Origin of the sequence: Streptomyces sp. NPDC056222 (genome assembly GCF_042264065.1) — a bacterium.
Classification (GTDB): Bacteria; Actinomycetota; Actinomycetes; order Streptomycetales; family Streptomycetaceae; genus Streptomyces.
In genome coordinates, this window is sequence record NZ_JBHJTL010000083.1 from 1 (window position 1) to 22,877 (window position 22,877).

The window sequence follows — 22,877 nt, forward strand, 5'->3', positions numbered from 1 at the left end:
GGCCCCGGGGGACGCCGAACGGCGTCCCCCCGGGCCCGTCGTGGTTCGGGCACCCGTGCCTACGGGCGGTAGATCGCCTCGATCTCGTCCGCGAAGTCCTTCGCCACCACGTTGCGCTTCAGCTTCAGCGACGGCGTGATGTGGCCCGCCTCCTCGGTGAACTGGGAGTTCAGGATCCGGAACTTCCGTACCGACTCGGCCTTGGACACGGCCGCGTTGCCGTCGTCCACCGCCCGCTGGATCTCCGCGAGCAGCTCCGCGTCGTCGCGCAGCGACGCCGCCGTCGAGTCCGCCGGCTTGCCGTGCTCGCTCGCCCAGCGGCCGAGGAACTCCTCGTCCAGGGTGACCAGCGCGCCCACGAACGGACGGCCGTCGCCGACGACCATGCACTCGGCGACCAGCGCGTGCGCACGGATCCGGTCCTCGATGACCGCCGGGGCGACGTTCTTGCCGCCCGCCGTCACCAGGATCTCCTTCTTCCGGCCGGTGATCGCGAGGTAGCCGTCCTCGTCGAGCGTGCCGATGTCACCGGTGTGGAACCAGCCGTCGGCCAGCGCCTCCGCCGTCGCGGCCTCGTTCTTCCAGTAGCCGGTGAAGATGTGCTCGCCGTGCAGCAGCACCTCGCCGTCGTCGGCGATCCGCACCACCGAGCCCGGCAGCGGCTGACCCACCGTGCCGATCTTCTGCCGGTCCCACGGGTTGAACGCCGTCGCCGCGCAGGACTCCGTCAGGCCGTAGCCCTCCAGGACGGTGAAGCCGATGCCGCGGTAGAAGTGGCCGAGTCGCTCGCCCAACGGCGCTCCGCCGGAGATGGCGTACTCACCGCGCCCGCCCAGCACCGCCCGCAGCTTGCTGTAGACGAGCTTGTCGAAGACCTTGTGCTTGATCTTCAGACCGAGCGACGCGCCCTGCGGGGTGCTGGTGGCCCGGCTCCAGGCGATCGCCGTGTGCGCGGCCTTGTCGAAGATCTTGCCCTTGCCGTCCGCCTGGGCCTTCGCGCGCGCCGAGTTGTAGACCTTCTCGAAGACGCGCGGCACACCGAGGATCAGGGTGGGCCGGAACGAGGCCAGCTCGTCGGTGAGGTTCTTGATGTCCGGCAGACAGCCGAGCTTGATCGGCGCCATGACCGCAGCGAGCTCCACCATGCGGCCGAAGACGTGGGCGGCCGGCAGGAAGAGCATCACGGAGCTCTCGCCGGTCCGGAAGAGCGGCTTCAGTCGCTCGACCAGGTTGCCGCACTCCGCGAAGAACGCGCGGTGCGTCAGCACGCAGCCCTTGGGGCGGCCGGTGGTGCCCGAGGTGTAGACGATCGTCGCCGGGTCGTCCGCGTGCGCCGACGACATCCGCTCGTCGAGCAGTTCGTCGGAGACGTCCGCACCGGTGGCGGTGAGCTGGGCGACGGCGTCGGCCTCGATCTGCAGGACGCCCTTCAGCGCGGGCAGGTTCGACCGGACCGACTCCACCGACTCCTGGTGGGCGGGGGACTCGACGAGGGCGAGCGAGGCGCCCGAGTCACCGAGGATCCATTGGATCTGTTCCGGCGAACTCGTCTCGTACACCGGCACCGTCACGGCGCCCGCGCTCCAGATCGCGAAGTCGAGGAGTACCCACTCGTACCGCGTTCTGGAAAGCAGTGCGACCCGGTCGCCCGGCTCCACGCCGGCGGCGATCAGACCCTTCGCGGCCCCGCGGACCTCGGCGAGGAACTGCTTGGCGGTGACGTCCGTCCAGACGCCGGCCACCTTGCGTCCCATGACGGCGGTGTCTGGGTGCTGAGACGCGTTGCGGCGGATGAGATCCGTCAGATTGCCGTCCGAGGGGACCTCGTACAGGGCCGGAAGGCTGAACTCGCGCAAGACTGCTGCTCCTCATCGGGCGCCGGCGCCACGGCTCTGTGTGAATGCACCGGTGCGGTCCAAGATCGGGCAGGTGCTCAGTGGGGGTGAGCACAACTGGACTGCCCGGACGTTACCCATCAGTACTCGGTTCCCGATAGGGGGGTCTGGCCAGATGTTCGGTGCATCACACAGTAGTGGCCGTGCTTCGCGCACAGTAATCCACAGCTTTCCGGACTCGGAAGTAACCGCAGGTCCGACGCCCTACGCTGAGCCGCATGAGGATCAACGTGGTCAGTGACGTGCACGGGAACGCAGGTGCCCTCCTCAAGGCGGGGGAGGGTGCGGACGCCGTCGTCTGTCTCGGCGACCTGGTGCTCTTCCTCGACTACGCCGACCACAGTCGCGGCATCTTCCCCGACCTCTTCGGCGTGGAGAACGCCGACCTGATCGTCGAACTGCGCACCGCGCGCCGCTTCGACGAAGCTCGTGACCTGGGACGACGCCTCTGGTCCGAACTGGCCGTCGACCGGAACACGGCCATCGAGTCCGCGGTGCGGCGCCAGTACGAGGAACTGTTCGCGGCCTTCCCGACCCCCACCTACGCGACCTACGGAAATGTCGACATCCCGGGGCTGTGGAACGAGTACGCCCGGCCGGGGACCACGGTCCTCGACGGCGAGCGGGTCGAGCTCGACGGGCTGGTCTTCGGCTTCGTCGGCGGCGGACTGCGCACCCCGATGCGGACGCCGTACGAGATCTCCGACGAGGAGTACGCGGCGAAGGTGGAGGCGCTCGGCGAGGTCGACGTGCTGTGCAGTCACATTCCTCCGGACGTCCCCGAGCTGACCTACGACACGGTCGCGCGCCGCTTCGAACGCGGCAGCAGCGCCCTGCTCGACGCGATCCGGCGCACCAGGCCGCGGTACGCCCTCTTCGGCCACGTCCACCAGCCGCTGGCGCGCCGGATGCGGGTCGGGAGCACGGAATGCGTGAACGTCGGCCACTTCGCGGCGACGGGCAGGCCGTGGACGCTGGAGTGGTGACGGGCCTTCGGTGACGGCGCGATAGCCTTCGGTCGGCACGGTTCGTGCCCTTCGACTTCCGCCGGACCGCACAGTGGAGGAGCCACAGCGATGGCCGAACACACCAGCTCGAGCATCACCATCGAGGCAGCGCCGGCCGACGTCATGGGCGTGATCGCCGACTTCGCCCGCTACCCCGAGTGGACGGGCGAGGTGAAGGAGGCCGAGGTCCTGGAGAAGGACGCGGCCGGCCGCGCGGAGAAGGTGCGGCTGCTGCTCGACGCGGGCGCGATCAAGGACGACCACACGCTGGCGTACACCTGGACCGGCGACAACGAGGTCTCCTGGACGCTGGTCAAGTCCCAGATGCTCCGCTCCCTGGACGGCTCGTACCGCCTGGCCCCGGCGGGCGGCGGGACGCGCACCGAGGTGACGTACCAGCTGACGGTGGACGTCAAGATCCCGATGCTGGGCATGATCAAGCGCAAGGCGGAGAAGGTCATCATCGACCGGGCGCTGGCGGGCCTGAAGAAGCGGGTGGAATCGGGCGCGTAGCCGCGGGGGCGGCGCCTGCGCGACCGCGTCGTCCGGGCCCCGGCGCCGCCGGGGCGGCGCCCCGCCCGTCCCACCGGCGGTGGGCAACTGTTCCGCCGGGGCGGGCCCACCCTTCCCCCCCCCCGTTGTGGGCAACTGTTCCGCTGGGGCGGCGCCCACCCACGCCTCACCCCTCCCACCCCCGTTGTGGGCACCCGTGCCGCTGGGGCGGCGCCCACCCACGCCTCACCCCTCCCACCCCCGTTGTGGGCAACTGTTCCGCTGGGGCTGGGGGTCCCCCCGGACGAAGTCTGGGGGAGGGTGGGCACAACGGAACGGCGCCCTTGCCGGGCCCAGGCTCCCGGTCCGTACGGTGCGCACGGGTGCGGCGCCGTCGTCGGGTTGTGCCCACCCGTTCCGCCCTGCGGAACGCCTGCCCACAACCCGCGTGAGCGGAACGCCTGCCCACAACCCGCGTGAGCGGAACGCCTGCCCACAACCGGGGGGCGGGGGTTGAGGGTGGGTGCCGCCCCGCGGAACGGCTGCCTACAGCCCGGGGGAGTGGGCACCGCCCCGCGGGGGAGGCCTGTTGCGGCGGGGCGGTAACGTTCCGTCGTATGGGGATCTTGCTCGTCACCGGGACCGGCGGCGCCGGTCGTACCACCGTCGCTTCCGCCACCGCGCTCGCCGAGGCGCAGGCCGGCCGGCGGGTCCTCCTGGTGTCGGGCGACGCCGACGAGACGCCCGGCGTGGAGCTCCTCCGCCCCGCCCCCGCCGCCGACTTCCGCCGCGAGTTCCTCGCCCTGCAGGCCCGCTCCGGCGCCGCCCTCGACCTCCTCGGCGCCGCCCCCTTCGAGGACGCCGAGCTCACCGAACTCCCCGGCAGTCACCAGTTCGCCCTGCTCCGCGCCCTGCGCGCCGCCGCCGGTGACTGGGACCTCGTCGTCGTCGACCTGCCCCCGCTGCTCGAAGCCCTCGCCCTCCTCGCGCTGCCCGAGCAGCTGCGCCGCTACCTCCGCCGCATCCTGCCGCCCGAGCGACAGGCCGCCCGCGCCCTGCGCCCCATGCTGGCCCAGCTCGCCGGCGTCCCCATGCCCGCCCAGTGGCTGTACGCGACGACGGCCCGCTGGGAGGCCGAGCTCGCCGCCGTCCAGGCCGTCGTCGACGACCCCACCACCGCCGTCCGCCTCGTCGTCGAGCCGGGACCCGCCGCCTCCGACGCCCTGTGCACCGCCCGCCTGGGCCTCGCGCTCCACCGCCTCGCCCTCGACACCGTGATCGCCAACAAGCTGCTCCCGGCCGACTCGCCCGACCCATGGCTCGCCGGGCTGACCGCCCAGCAGCACGAGCACCTGGCCCGGCTCCGTACCTCCCACGACGGGGCCGTGCACGCGCTCCCGCACCTCGGCCGGGACCTGCGCGGCCCGGAGGACCTCGCTCTGCTCGCGGTCGACGCCAAACCCGCACCCGCCCCCGAGTGGACCGTCGAGGACCGCAGGGACGACGACGGCATCCTCGTCTGGCACATCCCCCTGCCCGGTGCCGTCAAGGGCGAGCTCTCCCTCGTCCGCCGCGGGGACGAACTTCTCCTCGCCGTCGGCCCGTTCCGCCGCAACGTCCCGCTGCCGCCCGCCCTGCGCCGCTGCACGGTCGCCGGCGCCGGGCTCGTCGACGGCGATCTGAGGGTCCGCTTCGCACCGGATGCCGGTCTCTGGCCCCGGACGTCCTGAGGCCGTGTACCGTCGACGGTATAAGCCGTAAGGAGTACGCCATGAGCGATTCGGATGCCTGGGCCAAGGCGTGCGCCGAGGACCTGGAGGCCGAGAAGGCGCGCCGCCGCGCCGAGGCCGGCGCGGAGCCCGGCTCGGCCGCCGAGGAGTTCCGCAAGCTCTTCGACGCCGTCGCCGACAAGGTCTCCTCGATGCGGAACCCGCTGATGGGCATGGCAGCCCAGGGCACCGTGCAGCAGCTGGTCAACCAGGCGAAGGCGGCCGTCGAGCCCGTCATCGAGCGCAACCCGCAGGTCTTCGACCACCTCGCCGCCGCCGGCAACGAACTGCTGGCCGCCTACCGCTCGGCGGTCGAGGGCCACGAGACGCGCTGGACCCGCGACGAGCCGGACGACCCGCGCAAGGAATCCCGGCCGGACCGGCCCGAGGACTCCAAGAAGGACGACGACGGGCCCGGAACCGGGCAGCACATCGACCTGGACTGATCAGTACGGTCGCCCCCCTCGGGTACGGTTGGCCTTAGCGGGGCTCGACCGAAAACTGAGGGACACATGGGACTCACCATCGGCGTCGACATCGGCGGCACGAAGATCGCGGCCGGCGTGGTCGACGAGGAGGGCAACATCCTCGACACGCACAAGGTGCCCACCCCGCCGACCCCCGAAGGCATCGTCGACGCGATCTGCGCCGCCGTGTCCGAGGCCGGCAAGGGTCATCAGATCGAGGCTGTCGGCATCGGTGCCGCGGGCTACGTCGACGACAAGCGCGCCACCGTCCTCTTCGCGCCGAACATCGACTGGCGGCACGAGCCGCTGAAGGACAAGGTCGAACAACGGGTCGGCCTGCCCGTCGTGGTCGAGAACGACGCGAATGCGGCGGCCTGGGGCGAGTACAGGTTCGGGGCCGGGCAGGGCCACGAGGACGTCATCTGCATCACGCTCGGCACCGGCCTCGGCGGCGGCATCATCATCGGCAACAAGCTCCGCCGTGGACGCTTCGGCGTGGCGGCCGAGTTCGGCCACATCCGGGTCGTCCCCGACGGCCTGCTGTGCGGCTGCGGCAGCCAGGGCTGCTGGGAGCAGTACGCCTCCGGCCGTGCGCTCGTCCGGTACGCGAAGCAGCGTGCCCACGCCACGCCCGAGCACGCGGAGATCCTCCTCGGCCTGGGCGACGGCACGCCCGACGGCATCGAGGGCAAGCACGTCAGCGCGGCGGCCCGACAGGGCGACCCGGTGGCCGTGGACTCCTTCCGCGAGCTGGCCCGCTGGGCCGGCGCCGGCCTCGCGGACCTGGCGTCGCTCTTCGACCCCTCGGCGTTCATCGTGGGCGGAGGCGTCTCGGACGAGGGTGAGCTGGTGCTCGACCCGATCCGGAAGTCGTTCCGCCGCTGGCTGATCGGCGGCGAGTGGCGCCCGCACGCCCAGGTCCTCGCGGCCCAGCTCGGAGGCAAGGCCGGTCTGGTCGGCGCGGCGGACCTGGCCCGCCAGGGCTGACGCCCACGCCAGGCTCGTACGGCATTCGTACGACTCGGAACGCCGTCCCGCGCTCGCGCGAGGGGCGGCGTTCCGCACGTCGAGGCCACGTCTGCCCGTCGCGTCCTCTGGGGACCGACGGGCGGTTGTCGTATGTTGCTGGGCATGGCGATCACCGGACTGCCCAACTCCCGCACCGAGGCGGACGGTTCGGCCGTCGTCCGGGTGCTCAGCTACAACATCCGCTCGATGCGCGACGACGAGGACGCCCTCGCCCGGGTCATCCGGGCCTGCGCGCCCGATCTCGTCCTCGTCCAGGAGGCGCCGCGCTTCTTCCGCTGGCGCAAGCACGCGGCCCGGCTCGCAGCCAAGAGCGAGCTCGTCGTGCTGAGCGGCGGCGCCACGGCCGCCGGGCCGCTGCTGATGTGCTCGCTGAGGGCCACCGTGGAGCGGACCGAGGACGTGCTGCTGCCGCTGACCCCGGGGCTGCACCGGCGCGGCCTCGCCACCGCCGTCGTACGGTTCGCGGGCGCGAGGGTCGGGCTGATCAGCTGTCATCTGAGTCTGCGTAGCGACGAACGGTACGCGCAGGCCGGGATGGTTCTCGACCGGGTCGCCGCCATGGACGTCCCGCACACGATCGTCGCGGGGGACCTCAACGAACGCCCCGGCGGCCGGAGCTTCACCCGTCTCACCAAGGAGCTCCAGGACGGCTGGGCGGCCAGCCCCTGGGGCGGCGAGTACACCTCGACGCCCACCGACCCGCACCAGCGCATCGACGCGATCCTGGCGACCGGGGGTGTCGAGTTCCTGGGCTGCGGAGTCCCGGCGGACCTCGACCCGACGGACCTGAGAACGGCGACGGACCACCTCCCGGTCCTCGCGGCGGTCAGGATTCCGGCGACCTGAGCGGCGAGGCCGGAGGCGGGGGCGGAGGCCGGGGTGACGGCACCCGGCGGACGGAGTCCGCCGGGAGGATCAGCCCATCTCCCGGTCCTCGCGGCCGCCGGGATCCCGCGGCCGGGAACGGACGGAGCGGTGCCGGGTCCGCTACACCACCGCGCCGCGCCCCGGGTCGTCGTAGCCGTCATCGTCGTCGTCGTGCTTCATGCGCGCCACGAGCGTCGCGAAGCCGCCGAGGAAGCCGCCCACGCAGAGCGTGGTCAGCCACCACGTCATGTCCCACTTGAGCAGCACCGCGAGCAGCATCAGGACCGGGCCGCCGACGACGCCAAGCCACGCGAACTTCGTGGTCGCGTCCGCCTCCGGCAGCGGCGGAGGCTCCGGCGGGACGAAGTGGCCCTCGTCGCCGTCCTCGCCCTTCTTGCCGGCCGGCTTCTCGCCGGTCTCGGCGTCCGGATCCGCGAGTTCGTAGTCGCGCGGGCCGCCGCCCACGCTCACGCCGGGCGCGAAGACGACCGAGCCGCCGAGGACGGGCTTCCGAGGATCCTCGTCCTCGCCGTCCTCCTCTTCTTCCTCCTCGTCCTCGCCGTCGTCGTCACCGTCGTCGGAACCCTCCACGGGCTCCGGCAGTGCCAGGTCCTCCACCGATCTGAAGGGCCTCGCCCCCGGAGGGTCCGCCGGCTCCTCGCCGTACCCGGCGACGATCGCGGCCCAGGCCGCTTCCTCGTCGATCGGCTGCGGCTCGCGCTCGCCGTCCTGCTGCTCAGCCACTGCTCGTGCTCCCCTTCTCCCCCACGGCCTCCGGAGCGAGGCGGCAGAGGAACGCCCAGCTCTCCTCGAAGATCCGCTCCGCATCGTGGTCCAACGTCGCCACGTGGTAGCTCTGTTCCAGCAGGATCTCCTTCACGTCCGTCGAGGAGATCCGGCTCAGGATCCGCGCCGTGTCGGCGGGCGGCACCACATGGTCCTGCGTGCTGTGCAGGACCACCAGCGGCTGCGTGACCTGCGGCAGCTCCGCGTCCACCGTCTGGAACAACCGTCGCAGGGAGTGCGCCGCGTGCAGCGGCACCCGGTCGTACCCGACCTCCGTCGCACCCTCCTTGGCGATGTCGCTGGCGATGCCGTTCGTCGACCGGACGAAGTGGCGGGCCACCGGCAGCGCGTGCGCCGCCAGGCCGTGGACCTTGTTGCCCGGGTTCACCAGGACGAGGCCCTGCACCGCGTCCCCGTACTTGGCCGCGAGCCGCAGCGCCAGCGCCCCGCCCATGGACAGGCCGAAGACGAAGACCCGCTCGCAGCTCGCGAGCAGCTCCTGCAGCGCCCGGTCCACCTCCGCGTACCAGTCGTTCCAGGTCGTGAGCTGCATGTCCTCCCAGCGTGTGCCGTGCCCGGGCAGCAGCGGCAGCGACACCGTGAGACCGCGCTCGGCCAGATACTCCGCCCACGGGCGCAGCGACTGCGGGGAACCGGTGAAACCGTGACAGAGAAGGACGCCGACCTCTCCGCCCTCATGGCGGTACGGCTCGGCTCCAGGAAGGACCGGCACCGGGGTCTCCTGTTCGGGTTCGGCTTCGAGGTGCGAGTACGGCGAGTACCGCGACGAAGCAACGACGAAAGAGGGAAGAACCTTCACCGTACGCGACCGGACCGACACCGACCAGGGCCGTTCGCACGAAGGTGCGCCGCACACGGCCACACCCGCGAGGGCAGGCGGGAAAAGGCGGGATAAGGTCTGTCCGACAGCACACGGAAGGTACTCGAGTTGATCTACGGCGCAATGAAGTTCTCCATCGGAGGGTCACTGAAGGTCGCCTTCAGGCCTTGGGTGGAGGGCCTCGAGAACATTCCCGCCGAGGGGCCGGCGATCCTCGCGAGCAACCACCTGTCCTTCTCGGACTCCTTCTTCCTGCCGGCGGTCCTCGACCGCAAGGTCACCTTCATCGCCAAGGCCGAGTACTTCACCTCGCCGGGTGTGAAGGGCAAGCTCACCGCCGCCTTCTTCAAGGGCGTCGGCCAGCTCCCCGTGGACCGCTCCGGCGCCCGCGGTGCGGGCGAGGCGGCGATCAAGGCCGGTATAGACGTCATCGAGAAGGGCGGGCTCTTCGGGATCTATCCCGAGGGCACCCGCTCGCCCGACGGCCGGCTCTACCGCGGCAAGCCCGGCGGCCTCGCGCGCGTGGCCCTGGCCACCGGCGCGCCGGTCATCCCGGTCGCCATGATCGACACCGAGAAGATCCAGCCGCCCGGCAAGGTCGTGCCCAAGCTGATGCGCCCGGGGATCCGGATCGGCAAGCCGCTCGACTTCAGCCGCTACCAGGGCATGGAGGGCGACCGCTTCATCCTCCGCTCGGTGACCGACGAGGTCATGTACGAGATCATGAAGCTGTCCGGCCAGGAGTACGTCGACATCTACGCGACCGCTGCCAAGCGTCAGATCGCGGATGCCGAGAAGGCCGCCAAGGAGGCCGTCAAGGCCGAGATCGCGGCGCGGGAAGAGTCCGGCGCCTGACCCTCTGGTAGAGGGGGGCGCCCAGGGGTGGGGGAGATGGCCAAGCGCGAGCGTGTCGTGCGGATGTCGGTCGAGCAGCCGCTGTGGCGCGCGCTCACCGCGTACCGCGTCGGAACGATGATCTACGCCGTTCTGATCTTCGTCTTCGCCCGGGACCGTTACGAGCGGCCCTGGGTGGCCGTCGCCTTCCTCGCCGTCATGTGCGTCTGGACCCTCGCCACCCTGCCCAAGGTGGCGAACGCGGCCAGCTGCACCAAGCGTTTCCTGATCGCCGACCTGACCGTCGCCCTGACCGGCATCCTGCTCACCCCGCTCGCGGACGAGCAGGCCCAGTCGGTCGACGGTCCCACTCTGCCGACGATATGGACCGCCGGAGCCGTCCTCGCGTACGCGATCAAGGGCGGCTGGCGCTGGGCAGGCTTCGCCTCCTCGCTGGTCGCCGTCGCCAACATCATCGAGCGCGCCCACCCCACCCGGGACACCCTCCACAACGTCCTCCTCGTCTGGGTGGCGTCCATCGCCATCGGCTACGTCGTCGAGGTCGCCCGCGCATCCGAACGCACCCTCGCCCGCGCCCTGGAGATCGAGGCCGCGACCCGGGAGCGGGAGCGGCTCGCGAGGGACATCCACGACAGCGTCCTCCAGGTTCTGGCGATGGTGCAGCGGCGCGGTACGGCACTGGGCGGCGAGGCCGCCGAGCTGGGCCGGATGGCGGGGGAGCAGGAGGTCGCGCTGCGGACCCTGGTCGCCGGTGGGCTGACCCGACCGTCGCTGGTCTCCGAGGACGAGTCCGAAGGCGCCGTGGTCCGCATCGTCGAGGAGCCGGACGACGACTGCCCGGTCGATCTGCGCGCCCTGCTCGCCCCGCGCGCCGGGGCGAAGGTCACGCTCTCCGACCCGGGCGCCCCGGTCATGCTGCAGCCCGCCGCCGCCCGCGAGCTGGCCGCCGCCGTCGGCGCCGCCCTGGACAATGTCCGGGTGCACGCGGGCGGGAACGCCCAGGCCTGGATCCTGGTCGAGGACTGGCCGGACGAGGTGATCGTGACGGTACGGGACGACGGCCCGGGCATCCCGGAGGGGCGGCTCGCCCAGGCGGAGGGCGAGGGCCGGATGGGCGTCGCCCTGTCCATCCGGGGCAGGCTGCGCGATCTGGGCGGCACGGCCGAGCTGATCTCGGTCCCGGGCCAGGGCACGGAAGTCGAACTGAAGGTCCCGCGGGATCCACGGGGGAAGGCAGGAACACGATGAGCGAGCAGCAGATCAGAGTGATGGTCGTGGACGACCACCCGATGTGGCGGGACGCGGTCGCCCGCGACCTCGCCGAGGCGGGCTTCGACGTGGTGGCCACGGCGGGCGACGGCGAACAGGCCGTGCGCCGCGCCGGCGCGGCCGCCCCGGACGTCCTCGTCCTGGACCTCAATCTGCCCGCCAAGCCGGGCGTCCAGGTCTGCAAGGAGCTGGTCGGCGCCAACCCCCGGCTGAGGGTCCTCGTGCTCTCCGCGAGCGGCGAGCACGCCGACGTCCTGGAGGCGGTCAAGTCCGGCGCCACCGGCTATCTGCTCAAGTCCGCCAGCACGGCCGAGCTGATCGACGCCGTGCGCCGCACCGCCGTCGGCGACCCCGTCTTCACCCCCGGACTCGCGGGCCTGGTGCTCGGCGAGTACCGCCGCCTCGCCTCCGAGCCCGTTCCGGCGGCCGGCGGCGACGAGTCGAAGGCGCCGCAGCTGACCGAGCGCGAGACCGAGGTCCTGCGCCTGGTCGCCAAGGGTCTGAGCTACAAGCAGATCGCCGAGCGCCTGGTCATCTCGCACCGCACCGTGCAGAACCACGTCCAGAACACCCTCGGCAAGCTCCAGTTGCACAACCGCGTGGAGCTCGTCCGGTACGCCATCGAGCGCGGCCTCGACGACGCCTGAGCGTTCCGGGCGCGCCGGGCCGCCGGGTTTCCGTGCGCGCCCGGCCCGGTCTTCCGGGCGCGCCGGGCCCATCGTCCGGGCGGGCACGGACAATTCACTCTTCGCGCTGTGTCGGAGTGACCCACGTCACGATTAGCGTGGGTCGCGCATCCCGTCCGCCACGGTGAAGGAGAGCTCCATGCGCGTCGGCGTACTGACCGGGGGCGGCGACTGCCCCGGTCTCAACGCGGTCATCCGTGCCATCGTCCGCAAGGGCATCCAGGAGTACGGCTACGAGTTCACCGGGTTCCGCGACGGTTGGCGCGGCCCGCTGGACGGCGTCACCGTACGGCTCGACATCCCCGCCGTCCGCGGCATCCTGCCGCGCGGCGGCACCATCCTCGGCTCCTCGCGCACCAATCCGCTCAAGGTGGAGAACGGCATCCGCCGGATCAAGGAGAACCTCGCCAAGTGCGAGGTCGACGCCCTGATCGCGATCGGCGGCGAGGACACCCTCGGGGTCGCCGCCCGGCTGGTCGACGAGTACGGCGTCCCCTGCGTGGGCGTGCCGAAGACCATCGACAACGACCTGTCCGCCACCGACTACACCTTCGGCTTCGACACCGCCGTCGGGATCGCCACCGAGGCCATCGACCGCCTCCACACCACCGCCGAGTCCCATATGCGGGTCCTGGTGGTGGAGGTGATGGGCCGTCACGCCGGCTGGATCGCCCTGCACTCCGGCCTCGCGGGCGGCGCCAACGTCATCCTCATCCCCGAGCAGCGCTTCGACCTCGACCAGGTCTGCGCCTGGGTCACCTCGCGCTTCAAGGCCACGTACGCCCCGATCGTGGTCGTCGCGGAGGGCGCGATGCCCCGGGACGGGGACATGGTCCTCAAGGACGGCACCCTCGACTCGTACGGACACGTCCGGCTCTCGGGCGTGGGCGAGTGGCTCGCCAAGGAGATCGAGCGGCGGACCGGCAACGAGGCCCGGACCACCGTCCTCGGCCATGTGCAGCGCGGTGGCACCCCCAGCGCCTTCGACCGCTGGCTCGCCACCCGCTTCGGACTGCACGCCATCGAGGCCGTGCGCGACGGGGACTTCGGAAAGATGGTCGCGCTGCGCGGCACCGACATCGTCCGCGTCCCGATCTCCGAGGCCACGGCACGGCTGAAGACGGTCGATCCGGCGCTCTACGCCGAGGTGGGCGTCTTCTTCGGCTGAGCACCCCGAGGGGCATGGGCCGTATACGCGCTGTCCGCGCATGTACGGCCCATCGCTCCCCCGCGCCCTGGGCGTGTCCGTCCTAGACCAGCACGCCGGCGAGCAGAGACGCGGTCAGCGACGCCCCTTCCATCGTCAGCACCGACTCCGGGTGGAACTGGACGCCCGCGAAGCCCGGCCCGCGCAGGGCGTGGACCTCGTCCGTCGCCGCGTCCCGGCTCACCTCGATCCGGTGCAGGGCCAGTTCGGTGGCGGTCCGGTCGTCGCAGCGGGCCGTGAAGCTGTTGTAGAACCCGACCGTCTGCTCCTGCCCGAAGAGGTCGATCCGCATCTGCGCGCCCTGGAACGGGGTGCGCTTGCGGACGATCTCCAGGCCCAGCTCGGCCGCGATCAGCTCATGGCCCAGGCAGACACCCAGAAGACCATGCCGGTGGCCGCGTACGAGATCGGCGGTGAGCCCGCGCAGGAAACGCATCTTCGGATCGGCGGCGTCCGACGGATCCCCCGGTCCCGGGCCGAGCACCACAGGGCCGTCGTGGGAGAGCGCGAGCTCCCGCAGTCCCGGCTCGTCGTAACGGACGACCGACACCTCCAGGCCCGAGGAGCGCAGCAGATGCGCGAGCATCGCGGTGAAGGTGTCCTCGGCGTCGATCACCAGCGCGTGGCCGCTCAGCTCGGCCGACCGGACCTGCATCCGCAGCCAGAACGGCGCAAGATCGGCCCGCCGGGCGTCCAGCGCCGCCCGCACCCGCGGATCGTCCGCGAGCCGGGCCGCCCGCGGGGACTCCTCGCGCGGCCGCCCCTCCCGTACCCCCAAAGCGGCGAGCACACCCGCAGCCTTGGCATGGGTCTCGGCGACCTCGCCCGACGGGTCGGAGTGGCGCACCAGGGTCGCGCCGACCGGCACCCGCAGCCGCCCGTCCCCGGCGATGTCGGCGGTCCGGATGAGGATCGGGGAGTCCAGCGTCTGGACCCCGTTCTCGTCGGTGCCGAGCAGGGCGAGGGCGCCCGCATAGTAGCCGCGCCCGCCGACCTCGTGCCGCTCGATGACCCGGCAGGCGTTCTGGACGGGGGAGCCGGTGACCGTCGCCGCGAACATCGTCTCCCGCAGCACCTCCCGTACGTCGAGGGACGAACGGCCGCGCAGCTCGTACTCGGTGTGCGCGAGATGCGCCATCTCCTTGAGCCGGGGCCCGATCACCACTCCGCCCATGTCGCCGACGGTGCACATCATCTTCAGCTCCTCGTCGACCACCATGGAGAGCTCCTCGGTCTCCTTGCGGTCGGCGAGGAAGGTCAGCAGGTCCTCGGGGGTCGGCGCGGCGCCCGAAGGGTAGCGGTACGTGCCGCTGATCGGATTCATCACGACCGTGCCCCCCGACATCCGGACGTGCACCTCGGGGCTCGCACCGACCAGCGTGCGGTCCCCGGTGTGGACGACGAAGGTCCAGTACGCGCCCCGCTCGCCCGCGAGCAGCCGACGGAACAGCGCCAGGGCGTCGGCGCGTCCGAAGCCCGGGATCTCGCCGGTGTAGGTGCGGCGGATGACGAAGTTGGCGCCTTCGCCGGAGCCGATCTCCTCGTCGATGACCCGCCGTACGGTCTCGGCGTACGCCTCGTCCGAGACGTCGAAACCGCCGGCCTCCACCCGCACGTCATGACCGGGCAGCTGCTCCATCGCGGTGGCGAGCGGCAGCTCGTACGCCTCCTCGGCGACCAGGACGGCGAGCGGGGTGCCGTCGTCGCGAACGTCGAAGCCGCGCTCGCGGATCTGCCGGAACGGCACGAGGGCGAGCGTCGGCAGCGTGCCGACGGGCAGCTCGGCGAGCCGCCCGGCCTCGTGGACCGCGCCGATCAGCACTTCGACGGTGTCGTGATCACGGCCCGGCGTGCGCCTGCGGAGCAGCGCGAAGGGAGGGCAGGAGGGGTCCAGGAGTCGGGAGAGGTCCATGGTGAGTGTTCCTTCCGGGGAATTCGGAGAGGAACGGCTCCTGAAACGGAAGAAGGCCGCCCCTCGGGGCGGCCTTCGCGTGTCTCGGTGTACGCGCAGTCAGTGGGCCGCCGGATGAGCGGTCCACCACCAGTTCTGGATCTGCAGCGCGAACATGCGAGCACTGTAGCCCAGCCGGACAGGGAAACGGGGCCCGGTCCGCACCGTGGACGGTGCGAGCCGGGCCCCTCTTCACAGATCGACAGGATCGATTCCTCGAATCAGAAGATCGAGTTGTAGATCCCCCAGCCCGGACCCATCTTGATGCGGGCACCGATCGGGGACGTGGCGCTGCCCGTGCCGGGGTACAGCCATGCGACGCCGGTCGTGTCCCGTGCCATCAGGTCGACCTTGCCGTCACCGGTCAGGTCGCTCGGAGCGAGGATGACGTTGTGCATGTTCCAGCCGGTGCCGACCTGGACCCGGCTGGTGTACGGCGCGGCGGCGTTGCCGGTGCCCTTGTGCATCCACAGGACTCCGGACGCCTCGCGGCCCAGGATGTCGGGCTTGCCGTCACCCGTCAGATCGCCGGCGCCGAGGATGATGGTGTAGCCCTGCCAGCCCGTGCCGAGCTTCGCGCGGGTGGTGAACGGCGCGGACGGGATGCCGGTGCCCTTGTACAGGTAGATCGCGCCCGACTTCTCGCGCGCGAGCAGGTCGGCGTTGCCGTCACCGGTCAGGTCACGCATGCCGACGATCTTGTCGTAGCCGCCCCAGCCGGGACCGACCTTGACCCGCCCCTTGAACGGCGCGGACGGGTTGCCGCTGCCCTGGTGGTACCAGAGCACGTCGCCGCCTTCGCGACCCACGACGTCGCCGGTACCGTCGGCGCGCAGCGCGGTCATCGGGGTGATGACGTCGTAGCCCTGCCAGCCGCTGCCGACGCGGTAGCGGTTCAGGAACTGCCAGGAGGCGCTGCCGGTGCCCTGGTACTGCCAGATGACGCCGGAGCTGTCCCGGGCGACGACGTTGTAGCGGTTGGTCGCGGGGACCGGTGCGGCACCGGCGACGACGTCCACGTCGGACGCCTTCACCCAGGCGATCCGGTGGTTGAACCGGATCGGGATGAACTGGTTCGCCGTGCCCTTGACCAGGGTGCGCGAGCCGGCGCCCGTTCCGTCGAAGGTGCCGCCGTAGTAGTAGTCACCGGCGACCTGGGCGCCACCCTGGACGTACTTCTGGCCCGACAGCAGGAGGCTGCTGTACTTCGTCAGCGACTCCTGGCCGCGGGACTGAACCGCGACGTTCGTTCCGGCGTAGGCCGCGTCTTCGGGGTAGGCACGGCCGTAGACCTTGACGGAGGTCAGGCCGGCCTTCGGCGTCACCGTCTTGGTGCCCGTGCCGACCGGGATGGTCCACTGGCCGCCGGGGTTCTGGAACCAGGCCTTCTTGCCGCCGTACCAGATCGCCGTCCAGTTGTACTGGCTCTCCGCGACCACGTATTCGCCGCCCGCGACCAGCTTGTTCGCCCAGTTGGAACCCTCCGACCAGGTGGACGAGAAGTACGGGTCGGTGAGGGTGGCCGAGCTCGTCGACGGCGAGGTGTAGAGGTAGTTGAAGTTCGACGGCCGCGCGGCGACAGCGGCTCCGCCGTACGTCAGCGTCGGCTGGTTGGCCGTGGTGAACGGCGGGACGTAGCGAACGATCTGGCCGGCCTTGAGCAGCCCGCCCGCGCCGCCGACACCCGTCGGGGCGCCCAGCAGCGACATGTAGTGGTTCCAGTCCCAGTACGGGCCCGGGTCCCAGTGCTGGGTGCGGACCTTCTCGTCGAGCACGCCGGGGATCTCGTCGTGGCCGATGATGTGCTGGCGGTCCAGCGGGATGGAGTACTTCGTCGCCAGGTGCTTCACGAGCGCGGCGGAGGACTCGTACTGCGGCTCGGTGTACCAGGAGCCGCTCTTGATGGCGTAGCCCTCGTGCTCGATGCCGATCGAGTGCATGTTGAGGGTCTTGTTGCCCGCGTGCCAGGCCTCGTTCTTGTTCTCGACCATCTGGGTGACGAGACCGTCCGAGGCGCGGATCAGGTAGTGCGCGCTCGCGTACGACGCCGGGTTCTTGAAGACGGCGAGCGAGCCGTCGTAGCCGCCCTCGGTGTCGTGGATGGCGATGTAGCGAATGTCGTAGCCGGCCTCGGGGCGGTTGGCGACGTTGTAGTTGCCGTAGTCCGTCGGGTCGGTCGTGCTGTTCTGCCGGAAACCGGCAGGGATGAAGTTGCAGTTCAGGCCCACAGGGCAGTCGGCCGTCGCCGTCGTCGCCGCGAAGGTCGCGGCGAGCGGGACGTTCGACGGCTTCACGGGCTCGACCGAGGGATCGGCGGGCAGGACGACCCGCTCGCCGTCCGTGGTGAGCTCCCGCTCGCCCGTCTTGATCGACTCGAAGACCCGCTTCGCGAAGAGGTCGGCGCCCTTCTTGTCCGGCGCCTGGCTGTAGCGCGCCACGGCCGGGTACCAGGCACCGGCCTCGTCCGGCAGATTGCCGGTCGCCTGCTTCTGGTACTCGGCGAGCAGCGCCGCGCCGGCGCGGATGCTCGCGGCGGTGTCGTTCTTCAGGGAGTCGGCGGAGCCGTCGACCAGCTCGGCGGCCTTGTCCAGGGTGTGCAGCCGCGGATCGTCGGTGTCGACGGTCTCCTTCGGCGTGGTGCGCAGCGCCTTCTGTGCGTCGAAGTGCTTCTCGACGTTGGGGTCGCCACTCCGGTTCATGTGCTCGAGGCGTTCCTCGTCGGCCTCGGGCTCCATGTCCTCCGGGTCGACATCCGTCAGACCCATGACGTTGTACGCACCGGTCGTGCTCGGCTCGCCGTCGTGGGACTCCCACCGCGTCTGCCGGTACGACACGGCCATCAGCACGCTCTGCGGCACGTCGAACTCGTCCGCCGCCTGCGCGAACTGCGTCTGCAGCGACACCGCGCCGGGCTTGTCGTCCGAGGCGCCCAGGATGCCGGGCGACGCCACGGCTATCGTGCCGATCGTCGCGGTGGCGACGACCGCCGCCGCCGCACCGTAAAGCAGCCGTTTCTTCTTGCGGTCCTTGCGGTGCCCTTGAGTCACACCCACCCCTGTGGTTATTTCAAGCCTCAGATGTTTAAACGCGCGTGAGGGTAACACCACTCGAAGGCGTGAACCTTGTTCACAGACATTTCGGACGCGCGTCTCAGCCACTGGTCGCGTCCCTGGACAGGTCGCCCGACCCCGTAATGTGGTGGTTGTGACCGTGAACGCTAAGACCACCGCTACCGGTGGCAACACCTGGCGAGACCTTCCCGCGGCGCAGCAGCCTGAGTACCCCGATGCCGAGGCTCTGCGCGATGTGATCGCGGACCTCGAGTCGTATCCGCCGCTCGTCTTCGCGGGCGAGTGCGATCAGCTGCGCGCCCGTATGGGAGCCGTCGCCCGTGGCGAGGCGTTCCTGCTCCAGGGCGGCGACTGTGCCGAGGCCTTCGACGCCGTTTCCGCCGACCACATCCGTGCCAAGCTCAAGACCCTGCTCCAGATGAGCGCCGTCCTGACGTACGCGGCCTCCGTGCCCGTCGTCAAGGTCGGCCGCATCGCCGGGCAGTACTCCAAGCCCCGTTCGAAGGGGACCGAGACCCGCGACGGCGTGACCCTGCCGACCTACCGCGGCGACTCGGTCAACGGCTTCGACTTCAACGAGAAGGCCCGCATCCCGGACCCCGAGCGTCTGAAGCGGATGTACAACGCCTCCGCCTCCACGCTCAACCTGGTGCGCGCCTTCACCACCGGCGGTTACGCCGACCTGCGCCAGGTGCACGCCTGGAACCAGGACTTCGTGAAGTCGTCCCCCTCGGGCCAGCGCTACGAGCAGCTGGCGCGCGAGATCGACAACGCGCTGAACTTCATGAAGGCGTGTGGCACCGACCCGGCCGAATTCAAGGCCGTCGAGTTCTACGCCTCCCACGAGGCGCTGCTGCTCGACTACGAGGGTGCGCTGACCCGTACGGACTCGCGCACCGGCAAGCTGTACGACACCTCCGGCCACATGGTCTGGATCGGTGAGCGCACCCGCCAGCTCGACCACGCCCACATCGAGTTCGCCTCGCAGATCGCGAACCCGATCGGCATCAAGCTGGGCCCGACGACCTCGGTCGACGACGCGCTGACGTACATCGACCGCCTGGACCCGGACCGTGAGCCCGGCCGGCTGACCTTCATCGTCCGCATGGGCGCCGACAAGGTCCGGGACAAGCTCCCGGAGCTGGTCGAGAAGGTCACCGCCTCCGGCGCGACCGTCGCCTGGGTCACCGACCCGATGCACGGCAACACCTTCGAAGCGGCCTCCGGCCACAAGACCCGGCGCTTCGACGACGTGCTCGACGAGGTCAAGGGCTTCTTCGAGGTCCACAAGAGCCTCGGCACGCACCCGGGCGGCATCCACGTCGAGCTCACCGGTGACGATGTCACCGAGTGCGTGGGCGGCGGCGACGAGATCTTCGTCGACGACCTGCACCAGCGCTACGAGACGGCCTGCGACCCGCGGCTGAACCGCAGCCAGTCGCTCGACCTGGCGTTCCTGGTCGCGGAGATGTACCGCGATCAGTAAGTGGCTTCCTACGACTGTGGGGCGCGGATCCATGTGATCCGCGCCCCACAGTCATTTCCGGGCTTTACACCTGGTAGGCGCCGGGTAAGGTTAGGTTAGCCTTATCGATCCCGGCAGGAGGTGAACCGCGTGTACGTCTGCTCATGCTTCGGCGTTACGGAGAAGCAGGTCAAGGAGCACGCGGACGCGGGCGCCTGCACGCCTCGCCAGATCGCCTCGGCCTGCAAGGCCGGAACCGACTGCGGTTCCTGTGTGCGACGCATCCAGGCCATCCTCGGGCGCGGCAACTGCCCCCGACGCGAGCTCCTGGACCAGGGAATGCCGGCCCTGGCGTCGGCCCCCGAGGACCTCTCCGAAGCCGCGTAGGGTTTCCCGGGTCGCCCGGAGCCGATTAGCTCGGCTGCTCGATGAGCGTCGAGATGTACAGCGCCTCGCCGAGGCTCTCGATGAGCTCCAGCTGGGTGTCGAGGTAGTCGATGTGGTGTTCCTCGTCGGCCAGGATCTCCTCGAAGAGGTTCGCCGAGGTGATGTCCCCCTTGGCGCGCATGACCTCGATGCCACGCTTGAGGCGGTCGATCGCCTCCACCTCCACCTGGCGGTCCGCCTCGAACATCTCCTTGATCGTCTGACCGACCCGCACATGGAAGAGCCGCTGGTAGTTGGGCAGACCGTCCAGCATCAGGATGCGTTCGGTGAGCTTGTCCGCGTGCTTCATCTCATCGATGGACTCTTCGCGGGTGTACTTGGCGAGCTTGGTCCAACCCTTGTTGTCCTGGATGCGGTAGTGCAGCCAGTACTGGTTGATGGCCGTCAGCTCGCCGGTCAGCTGCTCGTTGAGGAACTCGAGGACCTCGGGGTCGCCCTGCATCGCAGAGGCTCCTTCCACGCATGTCTATGTCGTGACTGGGCAGGATGGCCGCATCCTTGCACCACGGATGGGGGGCGTCCAGTAAGTGCAGGCTTAGTGGGGCTTGCCCCGAATCAAGCTGGTGTGCGAGGTTGGCTGGTCATGACCACCCCTCGCGGTCTGTCACCATGGATGACATGGGTCAGCCGGAGAGCGGAGTACACCGGGAAGCAGGGCAGTCGGATCTTCCGCCGGGGCAGCGGCTGCAGCGAGGCTGGCCGGTCACCCATTACGGCCCCGTCCCCAAGTTCAAGCCCGACCGCTGGGAGTTCCGGGTCTTCGGGGCCACGGCGGACGGCGACAAGCGGTGCTGGAACCACGAGGAGTTCTCGGCGCTCCCGTTCTCGACGGTCGTGGCCGATCTGCACTGCGTCACGAAGTTCAGCATGATCGGGGCCGAATGGGGTGGGGTGCCGGCCCGGACGATCCTGGAGCTAGCCCCGCCGGCCGCCAATGTCACGCATGTGATGGTCTGGGCCGAGTACGGCTTCAGCGCCAACATGCGGCTCGCCGACTTCGCCTCGGAGCGCTCGATCTTCGCCACCCACAAGGACGGTGAGCTGCTCACCGCCGAGCACGGCTTCCCGCTGCGTCTCGTGGTGCCCCACCTGTACGCCTGGAAGGGGCCCAAGTGGGTCCGGGGCGTGGAGTACATGACCGCCGATCGCCGCGGCTTCTGGGAGGAGCGCGGCTATCACAACATCGGCGACCCGTGGACGGAGCAGCGGTACTCGTACCAGGAGGAGCCCGGGGACGGCCCGGAGCTGTAGCGCTCCGGGCCCGTCCCTCGTGCGCTGTCTCAGTGGTGGTACCGGTGGGCCACCGCGTGGCCCTTTCCGCGGCCGATCATCCACTTGTTGACGGGTGTGGTGATCAGGAAGGCGACGAGGAAGGCGAAGGCCAGGGCGCCCCAGAACAGCGCGTCCGAGAGATGCGCGTCCATCGCGCCGGGGACCAGGAGCAGCACTCCGTTGTCGACGATCTCCATCACGACGATGGAGAGTGTGTCGGCGGCGAGCGCGACGCCGATGGCGGCCTTCAGGCCCAGGCCGGCGCGGACGACCGCCCAGAGGGTCAGCGAGTAGCCGAAGAAGAAGGCCAGCGCGATGGCGAGGGCCATCGTCGGGGCGTTGCCCCAGCCGAGCGCGGTTCCGATGATCATGCCCAGGATCTCGCCGATGGCGCATCCGGTGAGGCAGTGGAGGGTGGCCTTCGCCGCCATGGACCAGCTGACCTTGCCGGGTGTGTGTCCCTGGTGGCCGCCGTGGCCCTCGTGGGCGGCTCGGCTCTCGTGCCCGTGGTGGGTGGCGTGGTCGTGCGCGGAGTGGTGATGCGTGTGCGCCTCGTGCTCCATGAGGTCCCCCAATGACCGGTAGCGGTTCCTGCTGCCTTCACAGGAACCGTATACCCCCCAGGGGTATTCCTCAACGGGAAACTCAGCCCCTGAGCTTCTTCAGCCGCTCCACGTCCGCCACGTGCCCTTCCTTCCCGCCGGGGGTCTCGATGATCAGCGGGACGCCCTCGGTCGCGTGGTGCCGCATGAGCTCCCGGAACGGCTCCTCGCCGATGTGGCCGGCTCCGATGTTCGCGTGCCGGTCCTTGTGCGCGCCGACGACATCCTTGGAGTCATTTGCGTGGATCAGCTTCAGCCGTCCCTCGCCGACGACCTCCACCAGCCGGTCGAGCGTCTGAGTCATCCCGTACGGACCGGTCAGATCGTGGCCCGCGGCGAAGATGTGGCAGGTGTCCAGGCAGATGCCGAGCTTCGGATGGCGGTCCAGCGCATCGAAGTACGGGCCGAAGTCCTCGGCGCGCGAGCAGAGCGAGAACCCCTGCCCGGCCGTCGACTCGAGCAGGAGGAACGGGTCGTCCGGGTGCGTCAGCTCGTCGAGCAGCGGCCGCATCCGCTCCCGTACCTGCGCCAGTGCCTCCGCCCGTGGCCGGCCACCGGTCGCCGAACCGGTGTGCACCACGACGCCCTTCGCCCCGATCTCCCGGCCCCGGCGCAGCGAGTGCCGCAGCGACTCGACCGACCGCTCGACGGTGGCCTCGGTGTGGGAGCCGAAGTTGATCAGATACGGGGCGTGGACCCAGGCCGACAGGGACTCGGCCTCGCACCCGGCGCGGAACAGCTCGTCCTGCGCCGGGTTGCCGACGGGGGTGGCCCAGCCGCGCGGGTTGGCGACGAAGACCTGGACGGTCTCCGCGCCCAGGTCGCGGGCGTAGCCCAGACCGACCGTGGCGAGGCCGCCGGCCACGGGTACATGGCCGCCGACGGGGTTGCGCATGAGT

Annotated in this window: 22 protein-coding genes; 13 read left to right on the plus strand and 9 right to left on the minus strand. The window is 70.5% G+C overall.

Going from position 1 to position 22,877, the window contains the following annotated elements; genetic code table 11:
- Positions 1-59: 59 nt before the first annotated feature.
- Positions 60-1,856, minus strand: a complete 1,797-nt coding sequence (locus ACFC0D_RS29580) for an AMP-dependent synthetase/ligase (protein ID WP_376442333.1) — start codon at positions 1,854-1,856, stop codon at positions 60-62.
- 257 nt (positions 1,857-2,113) lie between these two features.
- On the opposite strand from ACFC0D_RS29580, the gene ACFC0D_RS29585 reads away from it, so the two are divergent.
- From ACFC0D_RS29585 to ACFC0D_RS29610, 6 genes are all read left to right on the plus strand, one after another.
- On the plus strand, positions 2,114-2,881 hold the full coding sequence (locus ACFC0D_RS29585; RefSeq protein ID WP_376442336.1) for a metallophosphoesterase: 768 nt from the start codon (positions 2,114-2,116) through the stop codon (positions 2,879-2,881).
- 90 nt (positions 2,882-2,971) lie between these two features.
- A complete protein-coding gene (locus ACFC0D_RS29590) occupies positions 2,972-3,415 on the plus strand; it encodes an SRPBCC family protein (RefSeq protein WP_376442338.1) in 444 nt (147 codons plus the stop codon).
- 596 nt (positions 3,416-4,011) lie between these two features.
- On the plus strand, positions 4,012-5,124 hold the full coding sequence (locus ACFC0D_RS29595; protein ID WP_376442341.1) for an ArsA family ATPase: 1,113 nt from the start codon (positions 4,012-4,014) through the stop codon (positions 5,122-5,124).
- A 41-nt stretch (positions 5,125-5,165) separates the two neighbouring features.
- Positions 5,166-5,609: a DUF5304 domain-containing protein gene (locus ACFC0D_RS29600; RefSeq protein WP_376442343.1), complete on the plus strand. Its 444-nt coding sequence runs from the start codon at positions 5,166-5,168 to the stop codon at positions 5,607-5,609.
- 66 nt (positions 5,610-5,675) lie between these two features.
- Positions 5,676-6,617, plus strand: a complete 942-nt coding sequence (locus ACFC0D_RS29605) for an ROK family glucokinase (RefSeq protein WP_376442345.1) — start codon at positions 5,676-5,678, stop codon at positions 6,615-6,617.
- A 144-nt stretch (positions 6,618-6,761) separates the two neighbouring features.
- On the plus strand, positions 6,762-7,505 hold the full coding sequence (locus tag ACFC0D_RS29610) for an endonuclease/exonuclease/phosphatase family protein (protein ID WP_376442348.1): 744 nt from the start codon (positions 6,762-6,764) through the stop codon (positions 7,503-7,505).
- Between the two features lie 141 nt (positions 7,506-7,646).
- On the opposite strand, the gene ACFC0D_RS29615 is transcribed toward ACFC0D_RS29610, so the two are convergent.
- Both ACFC0D_RS29615 and ACFC0D_RS29620 read right to left on the minus strand, forming a co-directional pair.
- Positions 7,647-8,270, minus strand: a complete 624-nt coding sequence (locus ACFC0D_RS29615) for a hypothetical protein (protein ID WP_376442350.1) — start codon at positions 8,268-8,270, stop codon at positions 7,647-7,649.
- A complete protein-coding gene (locus ACFC0D_RS29620; RefSeq protein ID WP_376442353.1) occupies positions 8,263-9,045 on the minus strand; it encodes an alpha/beta hydrolase in 783 nt (260 codons plus the stop codon). The genes ACFC0D_RS29615 and ACFC0D_RS29620 overlap by 8 nt, the downstream gene beginning before the upstream one ends.
- 216 nt (positions 9,046-9,261) lie before the next feature.
- On the opposite strand from ACFC0D_RS29620, the gene ACFC0D_RS29625 reads away from it, so the two are divergent.
- The 4 genes from ACFC0D_RS29625 (at position 9,262) to ACFC0D_RS29640 (ending at position 13,131) form a co-directional block, all read left to right on the plus strand.
- Positions 9,262-10,008: a lysophospholipid acyltransferase family protein gene (locus ACFC0D_RS29625; RefSeq protein WP_376442356.1), complete on the plus strand. Its 747-nt coding sequence runs from the start codon at positions 9,262-9,264 to the stop codon at positions 10,006-10,008.
- A 36-nt stretch (positions 10,009-10,044) separates the two neighbouring features.
- Complete coding sequence (gene macS, locus ACFC0D_RS29630) at positions 10,045-11,256, plus strand: MacS family sensor histidine kinase (RefSeq protein WP_376442359.1); 1,212 nt, start codon at positions 10,045-10,047, stop codon at positions 11,254-11,256.
- Positions 11,253-11,924, plus strand: coding sequence for a response regulator transcription factor (locus ACFC0D_RS29635; RefSeq protein WP_362363627.1), 672 nt, complete (start codon positions 11,253-11,255; stop codon positions 11,922-11,924). Before macS ends, ACFC0D_RS29635 begins: the two co-directional genes overlap by 4 nt.
- Before the next feature lie 178 nt (positions 11,925-12,102).
- Positions 12,103-13,131, plus strand: a complete 1,029-nt coding sequence (locus tag ACFC0D_RS29640; RefSeq protein ID WP_376442362.1) for a 6-phosphofructokinase — start codon at positions 12,103-12,105, stop codon at positions 13,129-13,131.
- 82 nt (positions 13,132-13,213) lie between these two features.
- On the opposite strand, the gene ACFC0D_RS29645 is transcribed toward ACFC0D_RS29640, so the two are convergent.
- From ACFC0D_RS29645 to ACFC0D_RS29655, 3 genes are all read right to left on the minus strand, one after another.
- Positions 13,214-15,082 (minus strand): anthranilate synthase family protein, encoded by a 1,869-nt coding sequence (locus ACFC0D_RS29645; RefSeq protein WP_376442365.1) that lies wholly within the window; start codon positions 15,080-15,082, stop codon positions 13,214-13,216.
- Between the two features lie 99 nt (positions 15,083-15,181).
- Positions 15,182-15,238, minus strand: coding sequence for a trp operon leader peptide (locus ACFC0D_RS29650; RefSeq protein WP_079110815.1), 57 nt, complete (start codon positions 15,236-15,238; stop codon positions 15,182-15,184).
- A gap of 104 nt (positions 15,239-15,342) precedes the next feature.
- The gene (locus tag ACFC0D_RS29655; RefSeq protein ID WP_376442368.1) at positions 15,343-18,168 is read right to left on the minus strand and encodes an N-acetylmuramoyl-L-alanine amidase; all 2,826 of its coding nucleotides are present in this window, start codon (positions 18,166-18,168) and stop codon (positions 15,343-15,345) included.
- Positions 18,169-18,325: 157 nt separating this feature from the next.
- Between ACFC0D_RS29655 and ACFC0D_RS29660 the strand changes: the two genes are divergently transcribed.
- Entirely contained in the window at positions 18,326-19,678 is a 1,353-nt protein-coding gene (locus ACFC0D_RS29660) for a class II 3-deoxy-7-phosphoheptulonate synthase (RefSeq protein ID WP_361961694.1), read from the plus strand.
- A gap of 120 nt (positions 19,679-19,798) precedes the next feature.
- Complete coding sequence (locus ACFC0D_RS29665) at positions 19,799-20,044, plus strand: bacterioferritin-associated ferredoxin (protein ID WP_376442371.1); 246 nt, start codon at positions 19,799-19,801, stop codon at positions 20,042-20,044.
- Positions 20,045-20,069: 25 nt separating this feature from the next.
- Here the strand turns inward: ACFC0D_RS29665 and bfr are convergent, their stop codons facing one another.
- Complete coding sequence (gene bfr, locus ACFC0D_RS29670; RefSeq protein ID WP_376442373.1) at positions 20,070-20,546, minus strand: bacterioferritin; 477 nt, start codon at positions 20,544-20,546, stop codon at positions 20,070-20,072.
- Between the two features lie 176 nt (positions 20,547-20,722).
- On the opposite strand from bfr, the gene ACFC0D_RS29675 reads away from it, so the two are divergent.
- Entirely contained in the window at positions 20,723-21,355 is a 633-nt protein-coding gene (locus ACFC0D_RS29675; RefSeq protein WP_329121526.1) for a sulfite oxidase-like oxidoreductase, read from the plus strand.
- A gap of 29 nt (positions 21,356-21,384) precedes the next feature.
- On the opposite strand, the gene ACFC0D_RS29680 is transcribed toward ACFC0D_RS29675, so the two are convergent.
- Both ACFC0D_RS29680 and ACFC0D_RS29685 read right to left on the minus strand, forming a co-directional pair.
- Positions 21,385-21,939: a DUF4396 domain-containing protein gene (locus ACFC0D_RS29680; RefSeq protein ID WP_376442377.1), complete on the minus strand. Its 555-nt coding sequence runs from the start codon at positions 21,937-21,939 to the stop codon at positions 21,385-21,387.
- Positions 21,940-22,021: 82 nt separating this feature from the next.
- Positions 22,022-22,873: a deoxyribonuclease IV gene (locus ACFC0D_RS29685; protein ID WP_376442380.1), complete on the minus strand. Its 852-nt coding sequence runs from the start codon at positions 22,871-22,873 to the stop codon at positions 22,022-22,024.
- Positions 22,874-22,877 lie beyond the last annotated feature (4 nt).

What these genes read in the sequence shown, in the direction of transcription:
- ACFC0D_RS29585 (WP_376442336.1), top strand. Translation starts at nt 2,114, where the DNA reads ATGAGGATCAACGTGGTCAGTGACGTGCACGGGAACGCAGGTGCCCTC.
- ACFC0D_RS29590 (WP_376442338.1), top strand. Translation starts at nt 2,972, where the DNA reads ATGGCCGAACACACCAGCTCGAGCATCACCATCGAGGCAGCGCCGGCC.
- ACFC0D_RS29595 (WP_376442341.1), top strand. Translation starts at nt 4,012, where the DNA reads ATGGGGATCTTGCTCGTCACCGGGACCGGCGGCGCCGGTCGTACCACC.
- ACFC0D_RS29600 (WP_376442343.1), top strand. Translation starts at nt 5,166, where the DNA reads ATGAGCGATTCGGATGCCTGGGCCAAGGCGTGCGCCGAGGACCTGGAG.
- ACFC0D_RS29605 (WP_376442345.1), top strand. Translation starts at nt 5,676, where the DNA reads ATGGGACTCACCATCGGCGTCGACATCGGCGGCACGAAGATCGCGGCC.
- ACFC0D_RS29610 (WP_376442348.1), top strand. Translation starts at nt 6,762, where the DNA reads ATGGCGATCACCGGACTGCCCAACTCCCGCACCGAGGCGGACGGTTCG.
- macS (WP_376442359.1), top strand. Translation starts at nt 10,045, where the DNA reads ATGGCCAAGCGCGAGCGTGTCGTGCGGATGTCGGTCGAGCAGCCGCTG.
- ACFC0D_RS29635 (WP_362363627.1), top strand. Translation starts at nt 11,253, where the DNA reads ATGAGCGAGCAGCAGATCAGAGTGATGGTCGTGGACGACCACCCGATG.
- ACFC0D_RS29640 (WP_376442362.1), top strand. Translation starts at nt 12,103, where the DNA reads ATGCGCGTCGGCGTACTGACCGGGGGCGGCGACTGCCCCGGTCTCAAC.
- ACFC0D_RS29645 (WP_376442365.1), bottom strand. Translation starts at nt 15,082, where the DNA reads ATGGACCTCTCCCGACTCCTGGACCCCTCCTGCCCTCCCTTCGCGCTG.
- bfr (WP_376442373.1), bottom strand. Translation starts at nt 20,546, where the DNA reads ATGCAGGGCGACCCCGAGGTCCTCGAGTTCCTCAACGAGCAGCTGACC.
- ACFC0D_RS29675 (WP_329121526.1), top strand. Translation starts at nt 20,723, where the DNA reads ATGGGTCAGCCGGAGAGCGGAGTACACCGGGAAGCAGGGCAGTCGGAT.
- ACFC0D_RS29680 (WP_376442377.1), bottom strand. Translation starts at nt 21,939, where the DNA reads ATGGAGCACGAGGCGCACACGCATCACCACTCCGCGCACGACCACGCC.
- ACFC0D_RS29685 (WP_376442380.1), bottom strand. Translation starts at nt 22,873, where the DNA reads ATGCGCAACCCCGTCGGCGGCCATGTACCCGTGGCCGGCGGCCTCGCC.